Raw genomic sequence first — 24,722 nt, 5'->3', positions numbered from 1 at the left:
GTTTCCGAAAAGTGGCCGAACAGCGGCAAATTTGTCTGCAACCGGTTTGACCAGCGACTTCGAAACTTGCTGTTGCACGAATGACACAACTTTTTCACAACCGGTTGAGGCGTGAAAACTGACCAGATGACCATTCTCCCAATGACAACATAATCCGGTTGACATTCTGTTGCTGAACGGCAAAGCCGTAGCTTGCGGTGTTGAATGCAGGGACAACCTGACAGAACGCTTTACCGTTCCGGGTTTGTCCTGCGACAATGCCCCATGATTCGAGCCATAATGACAGCATGGCCCCACACAAGAACCTGACGGCGACAACTGGATGAGCGGAAAAGACGACCTTTTTGCCGGCAACGCGGCCCTTTCCCAGGAACCAACTCCTGCACCGGCACCAAGTGCTGCAGCAGAACCTGAGAAAAAGGCGCCTGCACGCCCCCGCCCGGTCGCGGCACCCGCTACAACGGACGACTATTCAGCTGCCGACATCGAGGTTCTTGAAGGTCTTGAGCCGGTTCGCCGTCGCCCAGGCATGTATATCGGCGGCACAGATGAAAAGGCGCTCCATCACCTTTTCGCTGAAGTGATCGACAACTCCATGGACGAGGCTGTCGCTGGCCACGCCACATGGATCGATGTCACGCTGGACGCGGAAGGTTATCTGACGGTTGTTGACAACGGCCGAGGCATTCCCGTCGACCCGCATCCGAAGTTCGTCGACAAGTCTGCGCTCGAAGTCATCATGACCACGCTTCATGCAGGCGGAAAGTTCGATTCCAAGGTCTATGAAACCTCAGGCGGTCTGCACGGTGTTGGCGTATCTGTGGTCAACGCCCTCTCCGAAGACCTGATTGTCGAGGTTGCTCGCGCCCGCAAGCTTTACCGACAGCGGTTCCAGCGCGGTCGCCCGGTTGGCCCGCTTGAATTGGTGGGAGACACCCACAATCGCAGGGGCACTTTGGTCCGCTTCAAGCCGGATCAGGAAATTTTCGGCAAGGGAGCCGCTTTCAAGCCGGATCGCCTGCTCAAAATGGCCCGGTCCAAGGCTTATCTTTTTGGCGGTGTCGAAATCCGCTGGCATTGCGATCCCGCGATTATCGCCGACAAGGACACTACACCGACGGAAGCTGTGTTTCACTTCCCCGGCGGTCTCAAGGACTTCCTCGCCGAGCGGCTTGAAAAGGAACGCCGCGTCGTTGACGACATGTTTGCAGGGCGCACTGACAAGGCCGGAAGCCACGGGTCTGTCGAATGGGCGGTTGCGTGGTTTGCCGGAGACGGCTTCGTCAATTCCTATTGTAATACGGTGCCGACACCTGAAGGCGGCACTCACGAGGCGGGCCTGCGCTATGCCCTCATGCGTGGCCTCAAGGCCTATGGTGAGCTGACCAACAACAAGAAGGCTGCCATCATTACCGGCGATGACATTCTGACATCTGCTGGCGGCATGCTGTCGGTCTTCATCCGCGAACCGGAATTTGTTGGACAGACAAAGGACAAGTTGGCCACAAACGAGGCAACACGCATCACCGAAAACGCGGTTCGCGATGCCTTTGACCATTGGCTGACCGCCTCGCCCAATCAGGCCAACAAGCTGCTGGATTGGGTGATTGATCGCGCGGAAGAACGGCTGCGCCGCCGCAAGGAAAAAGACGTTGCGCGCAAGACGGCTGTCCGCAAGCTCCGCCTTCCCGGCAAACTGGCCGACTGTTCTGCGAACCAGTCTGATGGAACCGAACTTTTCATCGTCGAGGGTGACTCGGCGGGCGGCTCTGCAAAACAGGCCCGAAATCGCTCCAACCAGGCTGTCCTGCCGCTTCGAGGCAAGATCCTCAACGTCGCCAATGCCGGACGGGAGAAGCTTGCTGCCAACCAGCAGCTGGCCGATCTGGTCCAGGCGCTTGGATGCGGCACGCGCTCATCCTACCGCGACGAAGATCTGCGCTACGAGAAGGTCATCATCATGACCGATGCGGACGTTGACGGCGCGCATATTGCTTCGCTGCTGATCACGTTCTTCTTCCGCGAAATGCAGGACCTGATCCACAAGGGACATCTCTATCTGGCGGTTCCCCCGCTCTATCGCCTGACGCAGGGCGGCAAGACGCTCTATGCACGCGATGACGCCCACAAGGACGAGCTGCTTTCCACGGCGTTCAAGAGCAAGTCGAAGGTCGATATCGGTCGCTTCAAGGGTCTCGGTGAAATGCTGCCTGCCCAGCTGAAGGAAACAACCATGGATCCATCGCGTCGCACCCTGTTGAGAGTTGGCGTTGAAGGTGGCATGGAAAAGGAAACCGGCTCCACCGTCGAGCGCCTGATGGGCAACAAACCGGAAGCTCGTTTTCACTTCATCCAGGAAAACGCCGAGTTTGCGCAAGACCTCGATATTTAATCCTCGACAATCTGCATGAAAGCCATTGCGCGCGTGGGTTCATGAGACTAAACGAATGCGATGCAGTGAGTGCTGGCTGGGCTGCAATGGCAATTCAGCACAGCCTACTTCCGAAAATGTACGGCTTCGCTTAAAGGGTTCGGGCTACTAATGGTTCGAACAATGCAATATTTGCGCAACTATTTTACAAAAACTACGCCGTCATCAACCAAACCAAGAAAATTCTCAGTGAATCTGCAGCACCTTTATTGACACCTGTAAATTGAGCGGTAGGGTGTGCGCGGCTCGGCAAGGTATTAATCGATACTTTTGCCTTTATCTGTTCTCCAAAACCTGGGCACTAAGCTCTATGTCATTTAAAACCCTCGGTCTCAGCGACAAGGTCCTCTCAGCGGTTGAAGCTGCGGGGTATACAGAGCCGACTGCAATTCAGTCCGGCGCGATTCCTCATGTCCTTGAAAGACGAGATGTTCTTGGCATTGCCCAAACGGGAACAGGCAAGACGGCCAGCTTTACGCTGCCGATGCTCACATTGCTCGAGAAAGGCCGCGCACGCGCTCGCATGCCGCGCACCCTGATCCTTGAGCCAACCCGTGAGCTGGCGGCGCAGGTCGAAGAAAACTTCGAAAAATACGGCACAAATCACAAGCTGAACGTGGCGTTGTTGATCGGCGGCGTCTCTTTTGCAGAGCAGGACAAGAAGCTTGATCGTGGCACAGATGTTCTCATCGCCACACCGGGCCGCCTGCTTGACCATTTCGAACGCGGAAAACTGCTGCTGCAAGGCGTCGAGATTCTCGTGATCGACGAAGCAGACCGCATGCTCGACATGGGTTTCATCCCGGACATCGAGCGCATCTGCAAGCTTATCCCCTTTACTCGCCAGACCCTGTTCTTCTCGGCAACCATGCCGCCGGAGATCCAACGCCTGACGGAAGCCTTCCTGCAGAACCCGGCCAAAGTGGAAGTCGCACGGACTTCGTCGACCTCTGCGACCATCTCCCACTATCTCAAGGCTGCCGAGGGCAAGGACTTCGAAAAGCGCGCGGTACTGCGCGAGCTGCTCGAAGAAGCAGAAGACCTGCAGAACGCCATCGTCTTCTGCAATCGCAAACGCGACATCGGCACTCTGTTCCGCTCGCTGGAACGCCACGGGTACAATGTCGGCGCCCTTCATGGCGACATGGATCAACGCTCACGCATGACCGTTCTTGAGAATTTCAAGAAGGGAACCATCACATTGCTGGTCGCCAGTGATGTAGCAGCGCGCGGTTTGGACATCCCGGCGGTCAGCCATGTCTTTAATTATGACGTTCCGAGCCACGCCGAAGATTATGTGCACCGTATTGGCCGCACAGGCCGCGCCGGAAGAAGCGGGACCGCGTTCACGCTTGTTGGGAGCGATGACCAGAAATACGTGGAAGCAATTCAATCCCTGATCAAACAGGACATTGAATGGCTTGGTGACGCTATTGATTTTGAAGCAGCACACCAGGCCCGCAAAGCGCGCAAGCGGGGCAAAAACCAAAAGCCAAACAATGACAATGCGGCTCAACCTGCCCCAGCTGAAAAGCAACGTCCCCTAAGTGAGAAACCCGACTTTACTGGCGAAGACAAGAATATCACCAGAACAAAACAGCGAGCACCAATGGATACAAAAAACAAGAAACGCGTAGAAAAGAAGAGCGACGAGCCAGCATTCGGCAGCGGCGTACACATTCCCGCGTTTCTTCTACGGGAGCCTCGTCCTAAAAAGGCCTCTTGATAGTTTTCACTTAAAACTGACCAAAGATTAACCCGTCATTAAGCCTTACTGTAGAAATTGACGATGAAGCTGACAGGCGTGTGGGGCGCTGACAACAGCTTTCTACGTGAGATTTCTGATGGCGGATAAAGACGATTTCGAGCGGACCATCGGCTACGGTGAGTTCGCCCTTTCATATATAAAGCGGAACCAGCTACCAGCTTATCCACGCTCCTATGAGCTCTGGTACACTTACTCCGCAGGCTACAATCATCAGCTCAACCGGGCGGTGAACGACACGATCAAGAAAAACGGCCGATTGTCGCGAAAAGAGATGCAGGGCATCTATGCCAAGTTCCTGTCCTCCAGCCGACTGGATGATCGACTCGAAGAGCTTGGCAAGAAGGTTTCCGCTGAAGTCGAAGACCTTGTCGATACGCTGCAGTTGAGTGCAGACGCGACCTCCGACTACGGCAACATTCTTGAAAAAGCCGGCGAGAAGATGAAGAACGTGACCGATCCCGAAAAGCTACAGCTTTTCGTGGCGCATCTGGTCAAATCCACTCAAGCCGCAGTTCAGTCCAGCAGACAACTGGAGAGCCAGCTTCTGGAATCGAAGAACCAGATCCAGACGCTGCAATCCAGCATCGAGACAATCCGGCATGAATCGCTGACCGACGAACTGACGACGCTCAGCAACCGCAAGCATTTTGACAGTGCGCTTGATCTGGCAATCAATCGTGCCGAAAGCGAAGGCACCGGCTTTGCTCTCTTGATGACGGATATTGATCACTTCAAGAAGTTCAACGACACACATGGTCACCAGACCGGCGATCAGGTTCTTCGCCTTGTTGCACTTTCTGTGAAGCAGAATGTCCGAAGCAACGATGCCGCCTGCCGTTATGGCGGTGAAGAGTTTGGCATCATCCTGCCGACCTGTCCGAAAGGCAATGCGATGCAGATCGCGGAGAAAATCCGCGAAGCCGTAAAGTCAAAGGAACTGGTCAAGCGTTCAACAGGCCAGACCCTAGGTCGAATTACGATTTCGATCGGGGTTGCGACCTACAAGCCGGGCGATGACGCCCAGTCCATTCTCGCCCGTTCAGACCAGGCACTCTATCAGGCCAAACACGATGGCCGCGACCGGGTTTGTTCCGAGGACGATTTGAGAGATTCAGCCGACAAAGTCGCCTGAACCAATAGACAATAATCCAGGGATGCATGAACTGGCGGAGGGAATGACAGCGACCTCCGCCTTTTCATTTTATCGGTCGTCTTGCGACACAAGCTGAGGCGCGAGGCAGGCCAGAGCATTTCCAGGCGAAGTGGATACCGGTTCGCCGTCAGGAAATGCGCCAAATCAAATATTCAGAGCACGTCGAGTGATTCAGTGAATGCGAGACGTGCTCTAGATTTCCAGCCCCATTTGCCAAAAGTCCGCTTCAAGCCAGCTGGCTTTCTCGAATGTGGATCGCAGACGATCGTAACGCGCTTCCGTCAGGTAGACGTCAGCTGTTTTATCCATCCAGGCAGCAAAGTCTCTGGCCAGAGACTGGTATCCGTCACCCGAGTATTCCTCGATCCAGCGGCGGTAAGGATTGCTCTCCAGCGTGCCTGCATTCTGCTCGGCAAGCGTTGCACCTATTTCGGCATAACCAAGCACACACGGCGCAAGCGCAGTCTGAAGATCCAGAAGATCCCCTGCCATGCCCGCTTCCAGAACAAAGCGCGTATAGGCCATTGTCTGCGTCATCTCGGGTGCCGCTGTTATATCGGCACGCGAAAGACCCCAGCCCTCGCACAATTCCAGATGCAGGCCCATTTCAGAGAAAATCCCGTTGAGCCCTGCCAGCGACAACTCCATGTCATCAACGGTTGGGCTCTTGTAGACCGCCAGAGCGTAGGCCCGAGAGAACTGGATCAGGAACAGATAGTCCTGAATCAGATAGTGGCGGAACGAGGCCAGTGGCAGGCTTCCCTCACCCAGCTGTTTGACAAATTCATGAGAGACATAAGCGGACCATGCATCGGGTGCATCCGCCTTCAAACGATCAAACAATTTCAAGGACTTGTATCCAGATAGATATTATTGGGCCCGCGAAAAGGCACTCGGGTCTGCTGCCTGCAGGGAAACGGATTCGCCACAGCCGCATGCTGAAGTTTCATTCGGGTTCTTGAACACAAAACCTGAGCGGAACTTGGTGACTTCGAAATCCATTTCCGTGCCCAGCAGGAACAGAACAGCTGACGGATCTACATAAAGGCGCGCGCCCTTGTCCTCGATCACGTCATCGCCGGGCTTGGCCTCATCCACCAGATCCATGGTGTATTCCATACCCGCACAGCCGCCCTTCTTGATGCCGACACGCAGCCCCTGAACTTCCCGGTCGGAATTTTCGACAAGCTCGCGCACCCGCTCCGCAGCTGCGTCTGTCATTCTCATCACCTGAAATGGTCCGGCCATGAAATCCTCGTTCGTTCAACCCGGTGGATAACCTGATATAGGCATTCAGGTTATCGCGTTAAAGTGCTGGCTTTCAACCGGATCAATACCAGTTGAGTGCAACCCGCGCTTCGTCAGACATGCGGTCCGCGGTCCATGGCGGGTCAAACACCATATCAACATTGACCGGGCCAACGCCTGCAACTGCCGAAACGGCGTTTTCCACCCATCCCGGCATTTCACCGGCCACAGGACAGCCCGGAGCGGTCAATGTCATGTCGATATTGATCGACCTGTCATCCTCGATATCGACCTTGTAAATCAGCCCAAGCTCGTAGATGTCACAAGGGATCTCGGGATCATAGACCGTCTTCAGCGCACCGATGATATCGGTTGTCAGCCGCTCCAGCTCATCCTGAGGAATGGCGGAACCGGTCGCCACTTCAGCCCGCAGCTCTTCGCCGCCTTGATTTGCATCGGTCACGGATGTTGCACTTTCCATAAGCCTGATCCTATCCGAAGAACGCCTGCGCCTTGAGAAGCGCCTCGTAAAGCGCGTCCACCTCGGCGCGGGTGTTGTACATGCCGAAGCTCGCCCGACAGGTTGATGTTACACCATATCGTGCAAGAAGCGGTTGAGCGCAATGGGTTCCCGCACGCACGGCAACGCCGGAGCGGTCGATGATGGTGGCGACGTCATGCGCATGCGCGCCTTCCATCTCGAAGGAAACGATTGCACCCTTGCCCGGCGCCGTGCCGAAAATTCGAAGAGAGTTGATCTCCGAAAGTTTCTGGTGGGCGTAGTCTTTCAGATCCGCCTCATGACGGGCGATATTGTCCCGGCCGATCTGGTCCATGTAGTCGAGCGCAGCCCCAAGACCGATCGCCTGCACGATTGGCGGCGTGCCCGCCTCAAACCGGTGCGGCGGGTCATTGTAGGTGATGTTGTCCTCGGTCACGTCGAGGATCATCTCGCCGCCACCACAGAACGGGCGCATCGCCTTCAGATGCTCTGTCTTGCCCCACAGGACGCCGATCCCTGAGGGCCCATAAACCTTGTGGCCGGTGAACACATAAAAGTCGGCATCAATGTCCTGAACATCAACATCCATGTGAACTGCCGCCTGACTGCCGTCGACGAGAACCCGAATGCCGCGTTCATGGGCTATGCGGCAGATTTCCTTCACCGGGACCACAGTGCCAAGCACATTGGACATATGGGTAATGGCGACAAGCTTCGTCTTGTCCGACAGCGCGTCGACAAAGGCGTCGAGGTCAAACGATCCATCTTCGCGCACATAAACCCATTTCAGAACCGCGCCGTTGCGTTCGCGGTGGAAATGCCAGGGCACAATGTTGGAATGGTGCTCCATGATCGAGAGAACGATTTCATCGCCCGGCTCAAACTCATGCCCCATCCCGTAGGACACCAGATTGATCGCCTCCGTTGTGGACCGCGTAAACACGATCTCGTCGACAGTCGGCGCATTCAGAAACCGGCGCACCTTTTCGCGCGCCGCTTCATAATTATCGGTTGCAGCATTAGAGAGGAAATGCAGGCCGCGATGAACGTTCGAGTACTCGTGGCTATAAGCATGTGACACTGCATCGATGACTACGTTCGGCTTTTGTGCAGACGCGCCATTGTCCAGATAAACCAGAGGCTTGCCATAGACCTCACGCGACAGGATTGGAAAGTCCTTGCGAATGAGTTCAACGTCATAGGCATTCGTGTTGTCTGCGGTTGCGACCGTCATCCGGCGCTGCTCCTCTTTAGCTTTTCTTTGCGAGCCAGTCGCGCACACGGGACACGAGCCCTTCGGTCACGTATTCCTCGTCATATTCCTCAATCGCCTCGGAAAGGAAAGCCAAAACAAGAAGCGTGCGCGCTTCTGCCTCGGGAATTCCACGGGCGCGAAGGTAAAACAGGAGATCTTCGTCGATCTGACCGCTGGTAGCACCATGCGCACAGATCACGTCATCAGCGAAGATTTCCAGTTCCGGCTTGTTGGCCATTTCCGCCTCCTCCGACAGGAGAAGCGCCTGTGTCATCATTTCACCGTCGGTCTTCTGGGCATGCAGAGCAACGTTGATCCGGCCCTGATAGACGCCGCGCGCCTGATCATCGAGAACCGTTTTGAAGTACTCGCGGCTGTTGCAGTGAGGCACCGAATGGTCAACGATCAGCGTCTGGTCTGCCAGTCCCTTGCCGCGAGCCATACTGACGCCGTAAATCTTCGCGTCGGAATTCTCGCCCGCAAAACTAACGAACTGCTGGTTGCGAACAAACTCCGGTCCGGCAACGAAGCCGAGCGACTTGAACAGCGCTTCGTCGCCAAGGGTCGCAATAGTCGTGAAAAGACGCGGTGCAGCAGAGGCGCCGACAATCAGACGTGTCGCGGCAAGGGTTGCCTTGTCGCCAATCTGATAATCAAAGACCGCATTGACCTCGCCTGAGCCAGTTTCACCGACGAAGGTTTCCAGAAGACGGAGGTTTGCCCCCTCGCCCACCAAAACGCGGCAGCGGGTTACCTGAGCACCTTCGCTGGCAGCCACCTGGATGACTTCCACCGGCTTGGAGACCTCTGCGCCGTCCTTCACTGTCAGCACAATGCCCCCCTGAACGAAGGCAGTGTTCAAAGCCAGAACACCGTCTTTCGGGGCGGTTTTCGGATTTGCCAGAAGCGCAGCGCCCATATCGCCGCCAAGAGCAGCTGCGAAGTCGGAAACCGACACACCTTCTGCTTCCAGCGCGGCCACATCGGAAAGCTCCGCTACAAAGCTGCCATTTGCGATGACCAGCTTGTAGCGATCCAGATCGCCGAACGTGTCGGCAGCGCCGAGTGCTGCTTCTGTTGCGGAGCGATCCGCTGCCGCGGCCAGCGGAGCTGCAAACTTCAGGAAGGCCCGAAGATCGGAATACTTGTACTCTTCAACCCGGCGATGCGGCAGGCCCTTCAGCTTGATCTGCTCAAGCGCAGCCGAACGCAGGCCGCCAACGGAAACCGATCCGGCAAGCGTGTCTCGGACCGCATCGAAGCGTGCAATCAGGTCCGTCTCGCCTTGGGTGTGGGCGATGGGTGCTGTGACGTTCATGTCCTTCTCCCGTTCGCCTTAGGCCGCGTTGACGTAGTCAGCGTAACCGTTCTTTTCCAGCTCAAGCGCCAGATCCTTGTCACCGGTCTTCACGATGCGGCCCTTGGACAACACGTGGACAACATCGGGAACAATGTGGTCCAGAAGACGCTGGTAGTGGGTGATGACAACCATCGCCCGCTCCGGAGAGCGCAGCTTGTTGACGCCTTCGGAAACGATGCGCAGGGCGTCGATATCGAGGCCGGAGTCGGTTTCGTCAAGTACACAGAGCTTCGGCTCAAGCAGCGACATCTGCAGGATTTCCGCACGCTTCTTCTCACCACCGGAGAAGCCGACATTCAGCGGGCGCTTCAGCATGTCCATGGAGACGTTCAGGTAGGATGCCTGCTCCTTGACGCGCTTCATGAACTCGGGAATGGACAGCGCATCTTCGCCGCGCGCCTTGCGCTGTGCGTTCATCGCGGTCTTCAGGAATTCCATCGTGGCAACACCCGGAATTTCGATCGGGTACTGGAACGCCAGAAACATACCCGCCGCTGCCCGCTCGTCCGGCTCCATGTCCAGCATGTTTTCGCCATTGAACAGGATCTCGCCTTCGGTGACTTCATAGTCATCCTTACCGGCCAGAATGTAGGACAACGTGGACTTGCCCGAGCCGTTCGGGCCCATGATGGCATGCACTTCACCCGCCTTGATGGTCAGGTCGATCCCGCGCAGGATTTCGGTTTCATCTTCCGCGATACGCGCGTGCAGGTTCTTGATCTCAAGCATTCTAGCCTACCGTTTCACTATCCGTCGTGTTTCGTTCCGCCATAAGGCGCATGTCTTCGGCCCTCTTTCTTTGCATAATCCGGTAGCGCCAAAAGCTGACCGCAAAACATGCAAAGGCTAAAAAGCCCATTATTCCAAATGCATAAGTCGCGTAACCGGTGAAAAACCCAAATCCGCAGACCAAAATGCAAATACCGAAAAAAGCGCCTGCGCTTCTTTCTCTCGCTTCCTGACCTTGAATGCGCCGAAGGCTCTCAAGACCGTCTTGTTTGTTAAATGAGTTTTCTGCAGCCTTGATCTGGGACAGGGCCACTGCCAGTTCCTCATGATCATTTCCGCGGCTCATTTTCGTTTCACCCCACCGTCTGTAGATCCTCGGGTCAAGCCCGAGGATGACGAAGGAAAGAACGGCATTCGTGTGCGTTGTTTCCCAGTTTTGTACATCATCCGCAGGCCTCTAGCTTCATTCATCGCCACAAGCAGGAACGTCATCCTCGGGCTTGTCCCGAGGATCTACGCAAGCCACCACACGAAGATTGTTCGAACTAATTATAGTCATCCCACTTCCTCGTATTTTCGTGCGGCTCATAAACATTCTCGATCTCGCCCATTCGTTCATAAAGATCATTCCAGGTTGGATTCAGCTCTTCGATTAGTCGAATTTTCCACTCGCGCAGATAGCGCTTCAGTGATTTCTCTCGCTGGATCGCCAAGACAATGTTCGGATGGGTCTCAAACCACACCAGATTTTTCGCCTTGTACTTCGAAGTGAACCCCTTCCTGATCTCCTCTTTATGTTCCCAAATTCGCTTTTGCAGATCGCTCGTCACACCGGTGTAGATCACACCTCTGGGCTTGTCTGACATCATGTAAACAAACCCGGACAACCGTTATGCCTCCACCGCCAGCAGATCCTCGGGTCAAGCCCGAGGATGACGAAGGAAGGCACCGACAGCTGAACGCCTTGTGATTCCTCTCATTCCCTCGACCTCATACCTTCAAGTGTCTTTCCAGCATTCCCAATTAGACCGTCATCCTCGGGCTTGTCCCGAGGATCTATCTAACTCGCAACCCGAATATGCTCTCAGTCCTATCTACCAAAGCAACCACCTTGAGGTAGTTCGACTTCAAGCAAACAAACCCAGACAACCGTTATGCCTCCACCGTCAGTAGATCCTCGGGACAAGCCCGAGGATGACGAACTAGGGAAACCCAATCACCCCACAGTTAACTTGTCAGCCTCTCCATTTTTGCTTACGTCCGCATTCTCGATCACATTCACACTCGGCTCGCTTTACTGTTTAATCAAAATTGCTCCAACAAGAAGACCCAGCCAGAATGATAAACAAAACACCCCAAAGGGACTGACGAGGCGCATAAAAAACGCAGACAACGGATTTACATCATGTCCCAACAAGTCCAATCGCACTCGTCTGGAAAACAGGACGCAATACATCGTGAGGCTTAACCAGAAGCTCAGCAGCATGTGGACGCCAAAAAGAAAAATGGCACCTTCGCCTAGCCAATTTCTGGAAGCCTCAAACGCCAATCCGAACAATGTTCCCAATAGGAAACATTTGAACCGACCTGCGAGAATAAACAGCCCTCCAAAGTAGCTGATTGCATAGCCCAATGGTTCACCTCGCTCCTGCCAACCACTCCCGTCGAAGCGTCCACATCACCCCACGCTGCCCTCAAGGCTGATCGAGATCAGCTTCTGGGCTTCGACGGCGAATTCCATCGGCAGCTGCTGGATGACGTCCTTGACGAAGCCATTGACGATCAGCGCCACGGCTTCTTCTTCGCTCAAGCCGCGCTGCAGGCAGTAGAACATCTGGTCATCAGAAATCTTCGAGGTGGTTGCCTCGTGTTCGAACTGGGCTGAGGCGTTCTTGCTCTCGATATAGGGCACGGTGTGTGCGCCGCAGTCCTGACCGATCAGGAGCGAGTCGCACTGGGTGAAGTTTCGCGCATTGGATGCCTTGCGGTGGGCAGAGACGAGACCACGATAGGTGTTCTGCGACTTGCCTGCCGAAATGCCCTTGGAGATGATGCGGCTGGACGAGTTCTTGCCCAGATGGATCATCTTGGTGCCGCTGTCGACCTGCTGGTGTCCGTTGGAGACAGCAATGGAGTAGAACTCGCCACGGGAGTTTTCGCCGCGCAGGATGCAGGACGGATACTTCCAGGTGATCGCGGAACCGGTTTCCACCTGCGTCCACGAGATCTTGGAGTTCTTGCCCCGGCAATCGCCGCGCTTGGTGACGAAGTTGTAGATGCCGCCCTTGCCGTCCTTGTCGCCCGGATACCAGTTCTGGACCGTGGAATACTTGATCTCGGCATCATCCAGCGCAATCAGTTCCACAACGGCCGCATGCAGCTGGTTCTCGTCACGCTGAGGCGCCGTGCAGCCTTCCAGATAGGAGACATAGGAGCCCTTGTCGGCAATGATCAGCGTGCGCTCGAACTGACCGGTGTTCTGCTCGTTGATGCGGAAATAGGTCGACAGTTCCATCGGGCAGCGAACGCCTTCGGGAATGTAGACAAATGATCCGTCGGAGAAGACAGCGGAGTTCAGCGTTGCGTAATAGTTGTCCGTGACCGGAACCACCGTGCCGAGGTACTTCTTGACCAGTTCCGGATATTCGCGCACCGCCTCGGAAATCGAGCAGAAGATCACGCCCGCCTTCTTCAGCTCTTCCTTGAAAGTGGTGACGACGGAAACGGAATCGAACACGGCATCAACGGCAACCCGGTTCTTCGGCTCGACACCGGCCAGAATTTCCTGTTCAGCCAGCGGAATGCCCAGCTTCTTGTAGGTTTCCAGCAGTTCCGGATCGACTTCGTCCAGGCTCTTCGGCCCTTCAACAGACTTCGGAGCTGCCCAGTAATAAAGGTCATCCAGATCGATCGGCGGATAGTTGACGCGAGCCCAGTCCGGCTCGGTCATTGTCCTGAAACGGCGCAGCGCGTCCAGACGCCACTCCGTCATCCACTCCGGCTCATTCTTCTTGGCAGAGAGAAACCGCACGGTTTCCTCGGAAAGGCCCTTTGCGCCCTTTTCCGATTCGATGTCCGTTACGAAGCCATATTTATACTGGTCAACATCGATCGCCTTGACCTGATCGATTGTTTCCTGCACCGCTGGCATGTTTTCTTCTCCATCAACGCGGCTTGTAATGCCGCCGGTTTTCATTCACCTCGGCGCGGAACCGCGCCGGAAACTCGAGTGATCAGGCAGCCCGTGTTTTGGCTGCCGGATTGAGCCGATCCACAATGACCGGCCAAACGGACAGGAAGCGGTCGATATCCTCTTGCCCAGTATTCCAGCCAAGACTGACGCGAAGAGCGCACCTTGCGGTCTCCTCGTCCACTCCCATGGCTGTCAGAACGTGCGAAACGGACACCTTGCCGGATGAGCAGGCAGAGCCGCTCGACACAGATACGCGTTCCAGATCAAAAGCGATCAGTGCTGTCTCCGCCGGAATGCCGGAAACCGCAAAACAGCAGGTGTTGCCGAGACGAGCCGCGTCCTTGCCGAAGATTTTCACCTGCGGGCACACAGCGGCGATACCGCTCTCCAGCCGGTCGCGCAACGCAACGATGGCGTCTGTGTCCTGTGCCTCCATATAGGCTTCTGCGGCCGCAATTCCAAACCCGACAATTCCGGCAACATTTTCAGTTCCCGACCGTCGCCAGTTTTCCTGACCACCACCGGTAATCAGCGGCTGCGGCACACGGGCCGTGGAGCGGACAACAACAGCACCCATGCCCTGCGGTCCGCCAAACTTGTGCGCAGAAAGCGTAATCGCGTCCGCCTGCCATGCATTCAGGTCGATCGGCATGCGACCTGCCGCCTGAACGGCATCCACATGGAAGAACCCGCCCGCCTCCTGAACAAGAGCACCTATTTCGGCAAGCGGCTGGATCACACCTGTTTCATTGTTGGCAGCCATGACAGACACAAGCGCTGGTTCGCCCGACGCAAGTTTTTCCTTCAGGATCGCCAGATCGACCACGCCATTCCCGTCAACGGGAAGAACGTCCTGATCCTTGACCGGGAATCGTCCGCCAGACACCACAGACGGATGTTCAACAGCGCTGCGGATCAGACGATCGAGATAAACTGGAGCCCCCTGATCCTGCCAGGAAGGCGTAAGCACGGTGACGTTTGCTTCAGTTGCGCCGGATGTAAAGGTGACTGCCCGGTTTCGCGCGCCGCAGAGCTGCGCCACCTTTTCCCGTGCTTCCTCGATCCGGCCACGCGCTGCACGACCATGACCATGGACGGAAGAGCCGTTGCCCGGGACCATCATGACATCAAGCATCGCGTCGCGTGCACTTGGTCTAAGCGGCGCTCCTGCGTTGTGATCAAGATAGACGGGCGTACTCTTTACCATCTCAAATCATTCGGTGTGTTGGTCATTTGACCGTTTTGAGCTCTTCGATCCCGACAAAAAAGATCAAATATTACCGAGACCTGCACGGAAAGCTTGAAATTTCCGGCGCTGATGACGATAACGGAGCCCGACCTGACAAAACGAAACACGATTGGGGCTGTTCAGCATCCGCACCCAACCCACCGAGTTTCGAACAATTCTAAAAAAGGTTCTAGAAACATGGAGCTTCGGAGTCAAGTTTAGACTTACGGGGTTTCACGTATCCAGAACAAAAAACGAATGCGCTTTGCCACAAGCATCGCCGATCATAAGAAGGACATAGCGCTCCATGCCTGAGGTGATCTTTAACGGTCCCGCTGGCCGGCTGGAAGGCCGGTTCCACCCCGCCAAGAAACGCAATGCACCGATCGCGCTGGTTCTTCATCTGCACCCCCAGTTTGGTGGCACGATGAACAACCAGATCGTCTATCAGATGTATTACATGTTCGCGAAGCGCGGCTTCGCTGTCCTGCGGTTCAATTTCCGGGGCGTCGGTCGCTCGCAAGGCTCATTCGACCACGGTCAGGGCGAACTTTCCGATGCCGCGGCAGCTCTCGACTGGGTGCAGACCGTACATCCGGATGCCCGCGCCTGCTGGATCGGCGGCTTCTCCTTTGGTGCCTGGATCGGCATGCAGCTGCTGATGCGCCGCCCTGAAGTGGAAGGCTTTATCTCTATCGCCCCACCAGCGAACCTGCATGACTTCTCCTTCCTCGCCCCTTGCCCGTCCTCTGGCCTGATCATCCACGGCGACAACGACAAGGTTGTCCCGCAAAAGGATGTGCAGGCTTTGGTCGACAAGCTGAAGACCCAAAAGGGCATCGTGATCGATCACGAGATCATCCCGGGCGCGAACCACTTCTTCGAAAACGATATCGACGAACTTCTTGGCCGCTGCGGCGACTATGTCGATGGCCGTCTGGGGATCACTCCGGCAGACTACATCAATGTCGATTGATTGAAGTCCATCGCACTGAATATGAAAAGCCCGCCGATCCGGCGGGTTTTTTGCATTTTCTGGATCAGAGGCAACGTTATCAGCCAGCCGAGATCAGGGCGGACTGTTTTTCCAGACAAGCTTCTACCAGCCCCGGCAACTCCGAAAACCGGGAGAACATGGCTGTTGATTTCAGCTCATTGGCCGGGGTCTTGCGGTAGCCTTCGGTGAAGAGGAAGAACGGCACACCGGCACGATCCGCCGTTTCCGCGTCTACTTCACTGTCGCCGACATAAAGCACAGGTCCCGGCCCCAATTCCTTGCCGAGCGCCAGAAGTCCGGTCGGATCAGGCTTCTTGTCCGGATAGGTATCCCCGCCCACAACGCCGGAGAAGTACATATCGAGCTTGAGATCTGCGAGGATCTTCACCGTCGGAGCATAGGGCTTGTTGGTGCATACGCCGAGGGAATAACCACTGGCCTTGAAGAAGCCGAGCACATTGACGACTTCGCTATAGGGAACCGTGAGGTCCGTGGCATTGGCTTCATAATCTTCCAGAAACGCAGCAATATAACGTTCACGCCCCCCCGGATCGAGTTCAGTTGCGGCGATGATGCGGTCTATCAGCGTCGGAACTCCATTGCCGATAAACGAACGAATCGTCTCGCGAGACAGCGGTGTCGCCCCTTCCTTCACCAGCACGCGGGCACTGGCGGCGTGAATGTCGAGGGCGCTGTCAATCAGCGTTCCATCAAGATCGAATATCAATACAGGGGTCATGAAAATTCCTATTTGTCAGGCAACGGCAGGTTGCCGCTGATCCTGCAACACTTCGCCAAGCGCATACAACAAGCGATCGACATTTTCTTCGCGTGCCGTTTCACCCATCAGGCCAATCCTCCAGACCTTGCCTGCCAGAGTCCCAAGACCTGCGCCAATTTCGATGTCATGTTTCTGCAACAGCAGACTGCGGACCGGCGCGTCAGCGATTCCCTCGGGAATGAGCACCGTATTCAATTGAGGCAGACGTGCGCCCTCTTCCACGAGGAACTCCAGCCCGAGCGCGCCAAGACCGTCCGAAAGGCGCTGATGCATCTGCTGATGACGGGCCCAACGAGCCTCCAGTCCTTCCGATTTCAGGTCCCGCAATCCTTCAAGAAGGCCATAGATCGCATTGACCGGTGCCGTGTGGTGATAGGATCGCCCCCCGCCCTCGCCCGACCAATAACCCAGAACGAGGTTCAGATCACAGAACCACGACTGCACCTTGGTCTCCCGGTTCTTGATCACTTCAATCGCGCGATCAGAAAAAGTGATGGGGGCCAGACCCGGCGGAACGGACAGGCATTTCTGTGTGCCCGAATAAACAACATCCGCTCCCCAGGCATCAACATTGACCGGAATGCCACCAAGTCCGGTCACTGTATCTACTACACTCAGCAGCCCGCCCCCCGAGGCCAACGCGCACAGTGTCTGCGCATTGGAACAGACGCCGGTCGAGGTCTCCGCGTGAACAAACCCCAGCAATTTTGCATCCGGATTGGCCTTGATCGCACCAGCCACGACATCGGGAATAATGGGCGTTCCCCAATCGAATGTCAGCAAAACCACATTTGCGCCGGCCCTTGCGGCAATATCGGCCATACGGCCACCGAAGACGCCTTTCTGGGCGATGATTGCCGTATCGCCCGGCTCCAGCAGATTGACCAGCGCCGCTTCCATGGCCAGAGAGGCCGGAGCCGAGATTGGAAATGTCATCGCGTTTTTTGTCTGAAACGCGAAGCGAAGCAACGCCTTGACTTCTTCCATCATCGTTTGAAAGACCGGGTCAAGGTGCCCGATGGTTGGCTGAGCCGTTGCCAGCAGAACCTTTTCCGAAACGTTGGAGGGCCCCGGCCCCATGAGCAGTCTTTGCGGCGTCATCATATGCCCTCTCCCTGTCTGGTCACTCTGCAGCCGATTTGAGCCCGGCCACCGCAAAACGGATGGCCGTCATGTTTGCCCCGTAGACATTCGGTTGATCCACGCTGCCGCCCTTGAAGACGGCAGATCCCGCCACAAGGACATCTGCCCCAGCTTCCACCACCAGCGGGGCGGTTGTCGGATCAACACCACCATCAATCTCGATATGAACAGGACGGTCGCCAATCATGGCCCGCAGCTTGCGGACCTGTTCGACCTGCGTGTGAATGAACTTCTGCCCGCCAAAACCGGGATTGACCGTCATGACGCAGACCAAGTCGCAGAGATCCAACAACGAAGCGGCAGCTTCCACCGGCGTTCCCGGATTGAGGGCCAGCCCCGCCTTCTTGCCCGTCGCCCGGATCGCCTGAAGCGTGCGGTGCGTGTGGAGACCAGCTTCCAGATGAGCCGTGATGATATCTGCTCCAGCCTCCGCAAAGGCTTCTATGTACGGATCAACCGGAGCAATCATCAAATGCACATCCATCACTGTTCTAATGTGCTTGCGGATCGCCTTGCAGAGCGGCGGACCAAAGGTCAGGTTCGGGACAAAGTGCCCGTCCATCACATCCACATGCACCCAGTCACAGCCCTCCGCTTCAATGGCCTCGATCTCCTTGCCAAAATTGGCAAAATCAGCGGACAGGATCGACGGGGCGATTTTCAGGGAACGGTCAAAGCTCATGGGTCGGGTCCTTCAAAGGCATCCAGTCATTTGGTGAGGTTGGCAAAAAGGGCCGACAGCTTTTCCGGCAGCCGCTCCACCTGATTGACGATCGTGTAGTTGCTCGCGCCGAAGATCCGCTCCACATAGCGGTCTGCTTCCGGGTCGAGGGTCAGGCAGTAGCTGGAGATGCCCTTTTGCTGCAGCTCTGCTGCTGCCTGTTTGGCATCCATGCGCAGATATTGCGGATCGCGCTCGTCGATATCCGATGGTTCGCCATCGGTCACGATCAGCAAGAGCTTGTGTCGCTCGCCGCGTTGGGAGAGATGATGGGCAGCATGGCGCATGGCCGCGCCCATACGGGTCGACAACCCTCCCCGCATCCCCGCCAGCCGGCTTTTCACATCAGGATCGAACCGCTGCTCGAAATCCTTGAAGCGGTAGTACTGAACATCGTGTCGACTGTCAGAGGCAAACCCATGGATGGCATATGGATCCCCGATGCCGTTGATCGCACTTGCCAGAAGCGCACAAGCGTCACGGGTGAGATCAAGCACTGTGCGGTCACTGCCACGTACCAGCTCGTTGGTCGATTCAGACAGGTCCAGCAGAATGAGGACCGAGAGGTCCCGCCGGTTCAGGACGTTGCGCATGGTGATGCGCGGATCAGGCTGAAGACCAATCCGGCTCATGACGACAGCATCGACAGCAGCATTGATATCCAGCTCATCCCCGTCTTCCAACCGTCGCTGTCGGGAAATGCCTTGCGGGCGCAACCGGTCGACGATTTGACGGATGCGGTGACTCACGCCCTTGTGGGCGGTCAGAACCTTTTCAATCGTCTCGGGATTACCGCGACCTTGTCGGCGCTCATAAACCGTGGACCAGCTTGGTCGGGTCAGCTGAACCTTGTAGTCCCATTCCCCGTAGTGGAAGGGATCGGAGACAGGCTCCTTGCCTTCCATGTCATTATAGGAAACGCCCTCGTCTTCATATGGGAACAGCTCGCTGGAAAGCACCCAGACTTCCTGAGCGTCGTCGCCAGCCGTCTCGACCTCCACTTCATTGACGAACTCCATCAACCCGACATTTCGGCGAACCTGCGCCTGAAAATCCGGTTGATAGGCGGCGCTGTTCGACCAGTCGAACGCATCCAGCGACCAGAAGAAGCGATTGTCATCGCGGTACGGGATGTTCAGCTGCTCCAGAATGCGCAGGCTCGGTACGGCGCGCCGATCTGCCAATATGGAATAGAGTTCAACACCCAGCCCCCAGGAGAACATAGTCTCGCGCTCATTGGCTCCAACATTGAGATGAAACTGCTCGACCAAGGCATCCACAGCCCGGTCGCCGGTGAACACACCAGGTTCCAGGAGCGCGCGGGCCGTTGCCTCCACCAGATACATGGTCTCGTGTTCGTAATGCCCCTTTGGCGAGACCGGCATCAGCGAACGAAACAGGGACCGAAGGCCCGGGAACTGGCGAATGGAGCTATATTCCACTCGCGCATCATCAATCAGTCCCACAAAGAAGATCTGCGCCGGGTTTAGCGCCTGTTGGCTGAGGCCTTTGTTGGAACTGGTGATATGCGCCGCCATATGGGCGGCCATGGCGCGGTAGAGATCAAGACCGTTGACACCGTGCGCTTCATCAACCGCATCGGGCAAGTGCATGGCCCCGCCTTCGATGAACGGGCGAAACCCTTCGTGATCAGCTGCGCTTGGCCTAAGAAAGAAGTCTCGTCCCCAGAAGGCGCGCAAATAGAAGTTCAACCGCCGCTGGGAATCAATGAAAAGCGTTCCGCGCCGTTCCTGCTTCAGAACCGCACGGGAATCCTCGCTGACGAGGCCAAAATAATCCGCCTGCTTGGGCAGGTCCCGGCGGTAGGCATCCGCGCCGAAATCCACCCAGCGGCGCAGGCCGGACAAGGTGAGTTTGGAGAGCAGCTCTTCCAGAACGCCCAGCATGGGACGAAGGCCGCGCGGCGCACGCGCGGCCAAACGGTGCAGCAGCTGCAGATACCCGCGCAGCAAATCCGCATCCCCGAACCGGTTGGCAGCTCCCGGCAAGGTGGAGATCATGAGCGTCAGGATTTCGCCCGAGACCATCGACGACAGCTTGAGCGTTGCGCCGACCACATCGCGGATGATGTCCTCGCCGCATTCCTTCACCACCAGCGGCATTTCATCGAGATAGGAGACCAGCAGGTTTGGCCCCTTGCGCAACGAGATCATGGCACGCGCGCCATCCAGATAGTCTTTCAGACCTGCTGGCGACATCAAGCGTGCGGCTTCATGGAACAGGCCGTCCAGCGTCTCCGCGAGCTCCGGAGCGGCCCGGACCAGCTCATCCCGATACTCGTTGAGGTCAACACTCATGCGGCGCGGTCTTTGCTGCTGTCGGTGATTTCGGGAAAGAAGGTGCTGACCGCAGCCTGCAGCGTGTCGCGCATGTCGGGATCATCCGTCAGTGGTTCCACCAGCGCCATCTGGCAGGCTGCCTGTGGTGGAATTTTCTGGGCGATCAGCTGCCCGGCATAGACCAGAAGGCGCGTCGACATGCCCTCGTCCAACCCATGGCCCTTCAGGTTACGAGAGCGCTGTGCCACCTGAACCAGACGCTCGGCCACCTTGCGGTCAACGCCCGCCTCGTGCGCGACAATCTCGCTCTCGATATCTGCTGTTGGGAAGTCGAAGGACATCGCCCCGAAGCGCTGCTTCGTTGACTGTTTCAGGTCCTTCATCATCGACTGGTAGCCGGGATTGTAGGAGATCACGACCTGAAAGTCGGGATGCGCGTTGACCAGTTCGCCTTTCTTTTCAAGCGGCAACTGGCGGCGATGATCGGTCAACGGATGGATGACAACGGTCGTGTCCTGACGGGCTTCCACCACCTCATCGAGATAGCAGATCGCGCCGATCCTCGCGGCGATCGTCAGCGGGCCGTCCTGCCATTTGGTGCCGTTGATATCGAGCAGGAAACGACCGATCAGGTCCGACGCCGTCATGTCCTCGTTACAGGCAACGGTGATCAGCGGCTTGCCGAGTTTGTAGGCCATGTATTCGACAAAACGCGACTTGCCGCAGCCGGTTGGGCCTTTCAGCATCACCGGCATGCGCACGTCATAGGCAGCCGCAAACTGTTCGATCTCGTTTCCGACGGGCCGGTAGTATGGCTCTGTTTCGATGCGAAACTGGTTGGGATCGATTTCGCTCATGGCTCGCCTGTCCTTTTTTCCAAAACTCAAAAGGGATCCGGCGGCAGACATGCGCGGGGAGCCATGCCTGCCGTCAGTGTCACGCCCTGATTTCGGCGCGGTGCACGACCATGGCCGTGCCCTGGGATTGCTTGAAGTTGTCATAGCCAACCAACCGAACGTGGTTCTTCGGATTGGCGGTCTTGCAAAGCTCAACTTCCTGGAAGACGGCATCCACGTCGGTCTCGCCGAACATCGGCAGCTTCCACATGTACCAGTAGTTGGAGGTCGCGTTTTCCGGCTCGGTGTGCTCAATGGCCGGGTTCCAGCCCTTGGCTACGATATACTCCACCTGCTTGCGCAACTCGTCATCAGTCAGCTGCGGCAGATAGGAAAAGGTGCCCATCTTGCGGCTGTTCGGGTCGGAAAGCCGGGAGCTGTAGTCTTGTACGTCACTCATCGTTTTTCATCCTTATGCAGAGGTGTGGTGAACGTGGCACCTGCCTAGCGGTGCGCCACGTCCAGCTTGTCGACGGTGTCGAATTCGAACTTGATCTCTTTCCAGGTCTCCATGGCGATCTTCAGTTCCGGGCTGTGCTGGGCTGCCTTGGTCAGGATGTCCTTGCCTTCCTTTTCCAGCTCACGGCCCTCGTTGCGCGCCTTCACGCAGGCCTCGACAGCCACGCGGTTCGCAGCAGCGCCTGCCGCGTTGCCCCACGGGTGACCCAGCGTGCCGCCACCGAACTGCAAGCAGGCATCGTCGCCGAAGATGTTGACGAGCGCAGGCATGTGCCAGACATGAATACCGCCCGATGCCACCGGCATAACCCCCGGCATCTGACCCCAGTCCTGATCGAAGAAGATGCCGCGTGAGCGATCTTCCTTGACCACCTTTTCACGCATCAGGTCGATCCAGCCCAGTGTTGCCGCGCGGTCGCCTTCCAGCTTGCCGACAACTGTGCCGGAATGCAGGTGATCACCGCCAAGAAGGCGCAGCATTTTCGCGAGAACACGGAAGTTGATGCCGTGTTTCGGATGACGGTCGATCACACCATGCATCGCGCGGTGAACGTGGAGCAGCATCCCGTTGTCCCGGCACCAGCGCGACAGACTGGCCTGTGCGGCCCAGCCAAGGGTCAGGTAATCCGACATGATGATCGGCGTGCCGATTTCCTTGGCAAATTCTGCGCGCTTGTACATTTCCTCGACATTCGGCGCGGTGACGTTCAGGTAGTGGCCCTTGCGCTCGCCAGTTTCCTTCTCGGCCTTCTCGATGGCTTCCTGACAGAACTCGAACCGGTCGCGCCACCGCATGAACGGCTGGGAGTTGACGTTCTCGTCGTCCTTGGTGAAATCAAGACCACCCCGCAGCGCTTCATAAACCGCACGGCCATAGTTCTTGGCAGACAGGCCCAGTTTCGGCTTGATCGTGCAACCAAGGAACGGGCGGCCATATTTGTCGAGCTTGTCGCGCTCGACCTGAATGCCGTGGGGCGGACCGTCGCATGTCGCCACGAACCAGAGCGGAAAGCGCACGTCTTCCAGGCGAAGGGCACGCACGGCCTTGAAGCCGAACACGTTGCCGACCAGCGAAGTGAATACGTTGACGACAGAGCCTTCTTCGAAAAGACCCATCGGGTAAGCGATGAAGGCGTAGTAGCTTTCATCGTCGCCCGGCACGTCCTCGATCGCGTAGGCGCGGCCCTTGTAGTATTCCAGATCGGTCAGAAGGTCGGTCCAGACCGTTGTCCATGTGCCGGTGGAGCTTTCAGCGGCAACAGCGGCGGCAGCTTCCTCACGCGGCACGCCCGGCTGGGGCGTGATCTTGAAGCAGGCGAGAATGTCGCTTTCCTTCGGCGTGTAGTTCGGCTCCCAGTAGGTCTCGCGGTATTCCTTGACGCCAGCTGAGTATTTTCCCGGTGGGTTTTGAGCGTTCATGATCATGGTTCCCGTTTGATGCGGTTAAATCCGTTGAAGGTGTCGTTGCCTGTCCTGCGTCATGCGGCGCGGGCGGCAGCTGTTTTTGGGTCCAGCGCGCCGCTTGCGTAGCGCCTGGCCATGTCGTCGAGGGAAATCGGTTTGATCTTCGAGGCGTGGCCTGCCGTGCCGAAGCGTTCGAACCGGTCCTTGCAGAGCACTTCCAGTTCGGCCATTGCCGGGATGAGGAACTTGCGCGGATCAAACTCGGCGCGTTTTTCCTGGGCCACCTTGCGGAATTGACCGGTCATGGCCATGCGGCAATCGGTGTCGATATTGACTTTGCGCACGCCCATCTTGATGCCGCGCTCGATCTCTTCCACCGGAACGCCGTAAGTCTGGGGCATGTCGCCGCCATGGGCATTGATCAGATCCTGCAGTTCCTGCGGAACCGAGCTGGAGCCGTGCATCACAAGATGTGTGTCCGGCAGCTTTTCGTGGATCGCGGCAATGGTGGACATGGAGAGGATTTCCCCGTCCGGCTTGCGGCTGAACTTGTAGGCCCCGTGGCTGGTGCCGCAGGCAATGGCCAGAGCATCGCACTTGGTCGCCAGAACAAAGTCGACAGCCTGATCCGGGTCGGTCAAGAGCTGGTCATGGCTGAGTTTTCCTTCAGCGCCAGAGCCGTCCTCCTCGCCCGCCTCGCCGGTTTCCAGAGACCCCAGAACACCGAGTTCACCTTCGACCGAAGCACCAACCGCATGCGCAGCCAGACTGACCTTGCGGGTGATATCGACATTGTAGTCGTAGCTTGCCGGGGTCTTCATGTCGGCTTCCAGCGAGCCATCCATCATGACCGAAGTGAAGCCGTAGCGTATTGCCGAGAGGCAGGTCGCCTCGTTGTTTCCATGGTCCTGATGCAGGACAATGGGAATATCCGGGTTCATCTCGGCCAAAGCCTGAACCATGTTGCGCAGCATTATATCGCCCGCATAGGACCGCGCGCCGCGGCTCGCCTGCAGGATCACAGGAGAATCCGTTGCCGCCGCCGCCTTCACGATGGCGAGCCCCTGCTCCATGTTGTTGATGTTAAAGGCCGGAACGCCGTAATCATACTCGGCAGCGTGGTCCAGCAATTGGCGAAGCGTGATGAGCGCCAT

Annotated in this window: 22 protein-coding genes; 4 read left to right on the top strand and 18 right to left on the bottom strand. The window is 56.9% G+C overall.

Annotated elements, in window-relative coordinates; all coding sequences use genetic code 11:
• Positions 1-322 precede the first annotated feature (322 nt).
• From parE to F0155_RS10885, 3 genes are all read left to right on the top strand, one after another.
• Positions 323-2,392 (top strand): DNA topoisomerase IV subunit B, encoded by a 2,070-nt coding sequence (gene parE, locus F0155_RS10895; RefSeq protein ID WP_150524546.1) that lies wholly within the window; start codon positions 323-325, stop codon positions 2,390-2,392.
• A gap of 349 nt (positions 2,393-2,741) precedes the next feature.
• A complete protein-coding gene (locus tag F0155_RS10890; protein ID WP_150524545.1) occupies positions 2,742-4,157 on the top strand; it encodes a DEAD/DEAH box helicase in 1,416 nt (471 codons plus the stop codon).
• 118 nt (positions 4,158-4,275) lie between these two features.
• The gene (locus tag F0155_RS10885; RefSeq protein ID WP_150524544.1) at positions 4,276-5,331 is read left to right on the top strand and encodes a GGDEF domain-containing protein; all 1,056 of its coding nucleotides are present in this window, start codon (positions 4,276-4,278) and stop codon (positions 5,329-5,331) included.
• Between the two features lie 213 nt (positions 5,332-5,544).
• Here the strand turns inward: F0155_RS10885 and tenA are convergent, their stop codons facing one another.
• From tenA to F0155_RS10835, 10 genes are all read right to left on the bottom strand, one after another.
• Positions 5,545-6,201: a thiaminase II gene (gene tenA, locus F0155_RS10880; protein ID WP_150524543.1), complete on the bottom strand. Its 657-nt coding sequence runs from the start codon at positions 6,199-6,201 to the stop codon at positions 5,545-5,547.
• Between the two features lie 21 nt (positions 6,202-6,222).
• On the bottom strand, positions 6,223-6,600 hold the full coding sequence (gene sufA / locus F0155_RS10875) for a Fe-S cluster assembly scaffold SufA (RefSeq protein WP_150524542.1): 378 nt from the start codon (positions 6,598-6,600) through the stop codon (positions 6,223-6,225).
• A gap of 82 nt (positions 6,601-6,682) precedes the next feature.
• Positions 6,683-7,081 (bottom strand): SUF system Fe-S cluster assembly protein, encoded by a 399-nt coding sequence (locus F0155_RS10870; RefSeq protein ID WP_150524541.1) that lies wholly within the window; start codon positions 7,079-7,081, stop codon positions 6,683-6,685.
• A 10-nt stretch (positions 7,082-7,091) separates the two neighbouring features.
• Positions 7,092-8,336, bottom strand: a complete 1,245-nt coding sequence (locus F0155_RS10865; protein WP_150524540.1) for a cysteine desulfurase — start codon at positions 8,334-8,336, stop codon at positions 7,092-7,094.
• Between the two features lie 16 nt (positions 8,337-8,352).
• Positions 8,353-9,675 carry a Fe-S cluster assembly protein SufD gene (gene sufD, locus F0155_RS10860; RefSeq protein ID WP_150524539.1) on the bottom strand — a complete coding sequence of 441 codons (1,323 nt, stop codon included), beginning with the start codon at positions 9,673-9,675 and terminating at the stop codon, positions 8,353-8,355.
• Between the two features lie 18 nt (positions 9,676-9,693).
• Positions 9,694-10,446, bottom strand: a complete 753-nt coding sequence (gene sufC / locus F0155_RS10855) for a Fe-S cluster assembly ATPase SufC (protein WP_150524538.1) — start codon at positions 10,444-10,446, stop codon at positions 9,694-9,696.
• A gap of 1 nt (position 10,447) precedes the next feature.
• Positions 10,448-10,792: a hypothetical protein gene (locus F0155_RS10850; RefSeq protein WP_150524537.1), complete on the bottom strand. Its 345-nt coding sequence runs from the start codon at positions 10,790-10,792 to the stop codon at positions 10,448-10,450.
• 199 nt (positions 10,793-10,991) lie between these two features.
• Positions 10,992-11,333: a GIY-YIG nuclease family protein gene (locus F0155_RS10845; protein ID WP_150524536.1), complete on the bottom strand. Its 342-nt coding sequence runs from the start codon at positions 11,331-11,333 to the stop codon at positions 10,992-10,994.
• Positions 11,334-12,124: 791 nt separating this feature from the next.
• The gene (gene sufB / locus F0155_RS10840) at positions 12,125-13,597 is read right to left on the bottom strand and encodes a Fe-S cluster assembly protein SufB (RefSeq protein ID WP_150524535.1); all 1,473 of its coding nucleotides are present in this window, start codon (positions 13,595-13,597) and stop codon (positions 12,125-12,127) included.
• A gap of 82 nt (positions 13,598-13,679) precedes the next feature.
• A complete protein-coding gene (locus F0155_RS10835; RefSeq protein WP_150524534.1) occupies positions 13,680-14,846 on the bottom strand; it encodes a cysteine desulfurase family protein in 1,167 nt (388 codons plus the stop codon).
• 328 nt (positions 14,847-15,174) lie between these two features.
• Here F0155_RS10835 and F0155_RS10830 point away from each other — a divergent pair, with 328 nt between their 5' ends.
• The gene (locus F0155_RS10830; protein WP_150524533.1) at positions 15,175-15,843 is read left to right on the top strand and encodes an alpha/beta hydrolase; all 669 of its coding nucleotides are present in this window, start codon (positions 15,175-15,177) and stop codon (positions 15,841-15,843) included.
• Positions 15,844-15,922: 79 nt separating this feature from the next.
• Here the strand turns inward: F0155_RS10830 and gph are convergent, their stop codons facing one another.
• The 8 genes from gph to fba form a co-directional block, all read right to left on the bottom strand.
• On the bottom strand, positions 15,923-16,603 hold the full coding sequence (gene gph / locus F0155_RS10825) for a phosphoglycolate phosphatase (RefSeq protein ID WP_150524532.1): 681 nt from the start codon (positions 16,601-16,603) through the stop codon (positions 15,923-15,925).
• Between the two features lie 15 nt (positions 16,604-16,618).
• On the bottom strand, positions 16,619-17,749 hold the full coding sequence (locus tag F0155_RS10820; protein WP_150524531.1) for a pyridoxal-phosphate-dependent aminotransferase family protein: 1,131 nt from the start codon (positions 17,747-17,749) through the stop codon (positions 16,619-16,621).
• Between the two features lie 19 nt (positions 17,750-17,768).
• Positions 17,769-18,470: a ribulose-phosphate 3-epimerase gene (rpe, locus tag F0155_RS10815; protein ID WP_150524530.1), complete on the bottom strand. Its 702-nt coding sequence runs from the start codon at positions 18,468-18,470 to the stop codon at positions 17,769-17,771.
• 26 nt (positions 18,471-18,496) lie between these two features.
• Positions 18,497-20,827, bottom strand: coding sequence for a nitric oxide reductase activation protein NorD (locus tag F0155_RS10810; RefSeq protein WP_150524529.1), 2,331 nt, complete (start codon positions 20,825-20,827; stop codon positions 18,497-18,499).
• The gene (locus tag F0155_RS10805; protein WP_150524528.1) at positions 20,824-21,666 is read right to left on the bottom strand and encodes a CbbQ/NirQ/NorQ/GpvN family protein; all 843 of its coding nucleotides are present in this window, start codon (positions 21,664-21,666) and stop codon (positions 20,824-20,826) included. Before F0155_RS10805 ends, F0155_RS10810 begins: the two co-directional genes overlap by 4 nt.
• A gap of 79 nt (positions 21,667-21,745) precedes the next feature.
• Positions 21,746-22,105 carry a ribulose bisphosphate carboxylase small subunit gene (locus F0155_RS10800; RefSeq protein ID WP_150524527.1) on the bottom strand — a complete coding sequence of 120 codons (360 nt, stop codon included), beginning with the start codon at positions 22,103-22,105 and terminating at the stop codon, positions 21,746-21,748.
• A 44-nt stretch (positions 22,106-22,149) separates the two neighbouring features.
• Complete coding sequence (locus tag F0155_RS10795; protein WP_150524526.1) at positions 22,150-23,583, bottom strand: form I ribulose bisphosphate carboxylase large subunit; 1,434 nt, start codon at positions 23,581-23,583, stop codon at positions 22,150-22,152.
• Positions 23,584-23,642: 59 nt separating this feature from the next.
• The gene (gene fba / locus F0155_RS10790) at positions 23,643-24,722 is read right to left on the bottom strand and encodes a class II fructose-bisphosphate aldolase (RefSeq protein WP_150524525.1); all 1,080 of its coding nucleotides are present in this window, start codon (positions 24,720-24,722) and stop codon (positions 23,643-23,645) included.

The sequence above is a fragment of the Roseibium sediminis genome (assembly GCF_008711325.1).
Lineage (GTDB): Bacteria > Pseudomonadota > Alphaproteobacteria > Rhizobiales > Stappiaceae > Roseibium > Roseibium sediminis.
This window is presented reverse-complemented; position numbering and strand designations above follow the sequence as displayed.

Bases quoted from the DNA above. Each gene is read 5' to 3' on its own strand.
- sufD (WP_150524539.1), bottom strand. From the start codon at position 9,675: ATGAACGTCACAGCACCCATCGCCCACACCCAAGGCGAGACGGACCTG.
- F0155_RS10820 (WP_150524531.1), bottom strand. From the start codon at position 17,749: ATGATGACGCCGCAAAGACTGCTCATGGGGCCGGGGCCCTCCAACGTT.
- parE (WP_150524546.1), top strand. From the start codon at position 323: ATGAGCGGAAAAGACGACCTTTTTGCCGGCAACGCGGCCCTTTCCCAG.
- sufB (WP_150524535.1), bottom strand. From the start codon at position 13,597: ATGCCAGCGGTGCAGGAAACAATCGATCAGGTCAAGGCGATCGATGTT.
- gph (WP_150524532.1), bottom strand. From the start codon at position 16,603: ATGACCCCTGTATTGATATTCGATCTTGATGGAACGCTGATTGACAGC.
- F0155_RS10870 (WP_150524541.1), bottom strand. From the start codon at position 7,081: ATGGAAAGTGCAACATCCGTGACCGATGCAAATCAAGGCGGCGAAGAG.
- F0155_RS10865 (WP_150524540.1), bottom strand. From the start codon at position 8,336: ATGACGGTCGCAACCGCAGACAACACGAATGCCTATGACGTTGAACTC.
- F0155_RS10805 (WP_150524528.1), bottom strand. From the start codon at position 21,666: ATGAGCGAAATCGATCCCAACCAGTTTCGCATCGAAACAGAGCCATAC.
- F0155_RS10885 (WP_150524544.1), top strand. From the start codon at position 4,276: ATGGCGGATAAAGACGATTTCGAGCGGACCATCGGCTACGGTGAGTTC.
- F0155_RS10850 (WP_150524537.1), bottom strand. From the start codon at position 10,792: ATGAGCCGCGGAAATGATCATGAGGAACTGGCAGTGGCCCTGTCCCAG.
- sufC (WP_150524538.1), bottom strand. From the start codon at position 10,446: ATGCTTGAGATCAAGAACCTGCACGCGCGTATCGCGGAAGATGAAACC.
- F0155_RS10810 (WP_150524529.1), bottom strand. From the start codon at position 20,827: ATGAGTGTTGACCTCAACGAGTATCGGGATGAGCTGGTCCGGGCCGCT.
- F0155_RS10800 (WP_150524527.1), bottom strand. From the start codon at position 22,105: ATGAGTGACGTACAAGACTACAGCTCCCGGCTTTCCGACCCGAACAGC.
- rpe (WP_150524530.1), bottom strand. From the start codon at position 18,470: ATGAGCTTTGACCGTTCCCTGAAAATCGCCCCGTCGATCCTGTCCGCT.
- F0155_RS10795 (WP_150524526.1), bottom strand. From the start codon at position 23,583: ATGAACGCTCAAAACCCACCGGGAAAATACTCAGCTGGCGTCAAGGAA.
- F0155_RS10830 (WP_150524533.1), top strand. From the start codon at position 15,175: ATGCCTGAGGTGATCTTTAACGGTCCCGCTGGCCGGCTGGAAGGCCGG.
- fba (WP_150524525.1), bottom strand. From the start codon at position 24,722: ATGGCGCTCATCACGCTTCGCCAATTGCTGGACCACGCTGCCGAGTAT.
- F0155_RS10835 (WP_150524534.1), bottom strand. From the start codon at position 14,846: ATGGTAAAGAGTACGCCCGTCTATCTTGATCACAACGCAGGAGCGCCG.
- sufA (WP_150524542.1), bottom strand. From the start codon at position 6,600: ATGGCCGGACCATTTCAGGTGATGAGAATGACAGACGCAGCTGCGGAG.
- F0155_RS10890 (WP_150524545.1), top strand. From the start codon at position 2,742: ATGTCATTTAAAACCCTCGGTCTCAGCGACAAGGTCCTCTCAGCGGTT.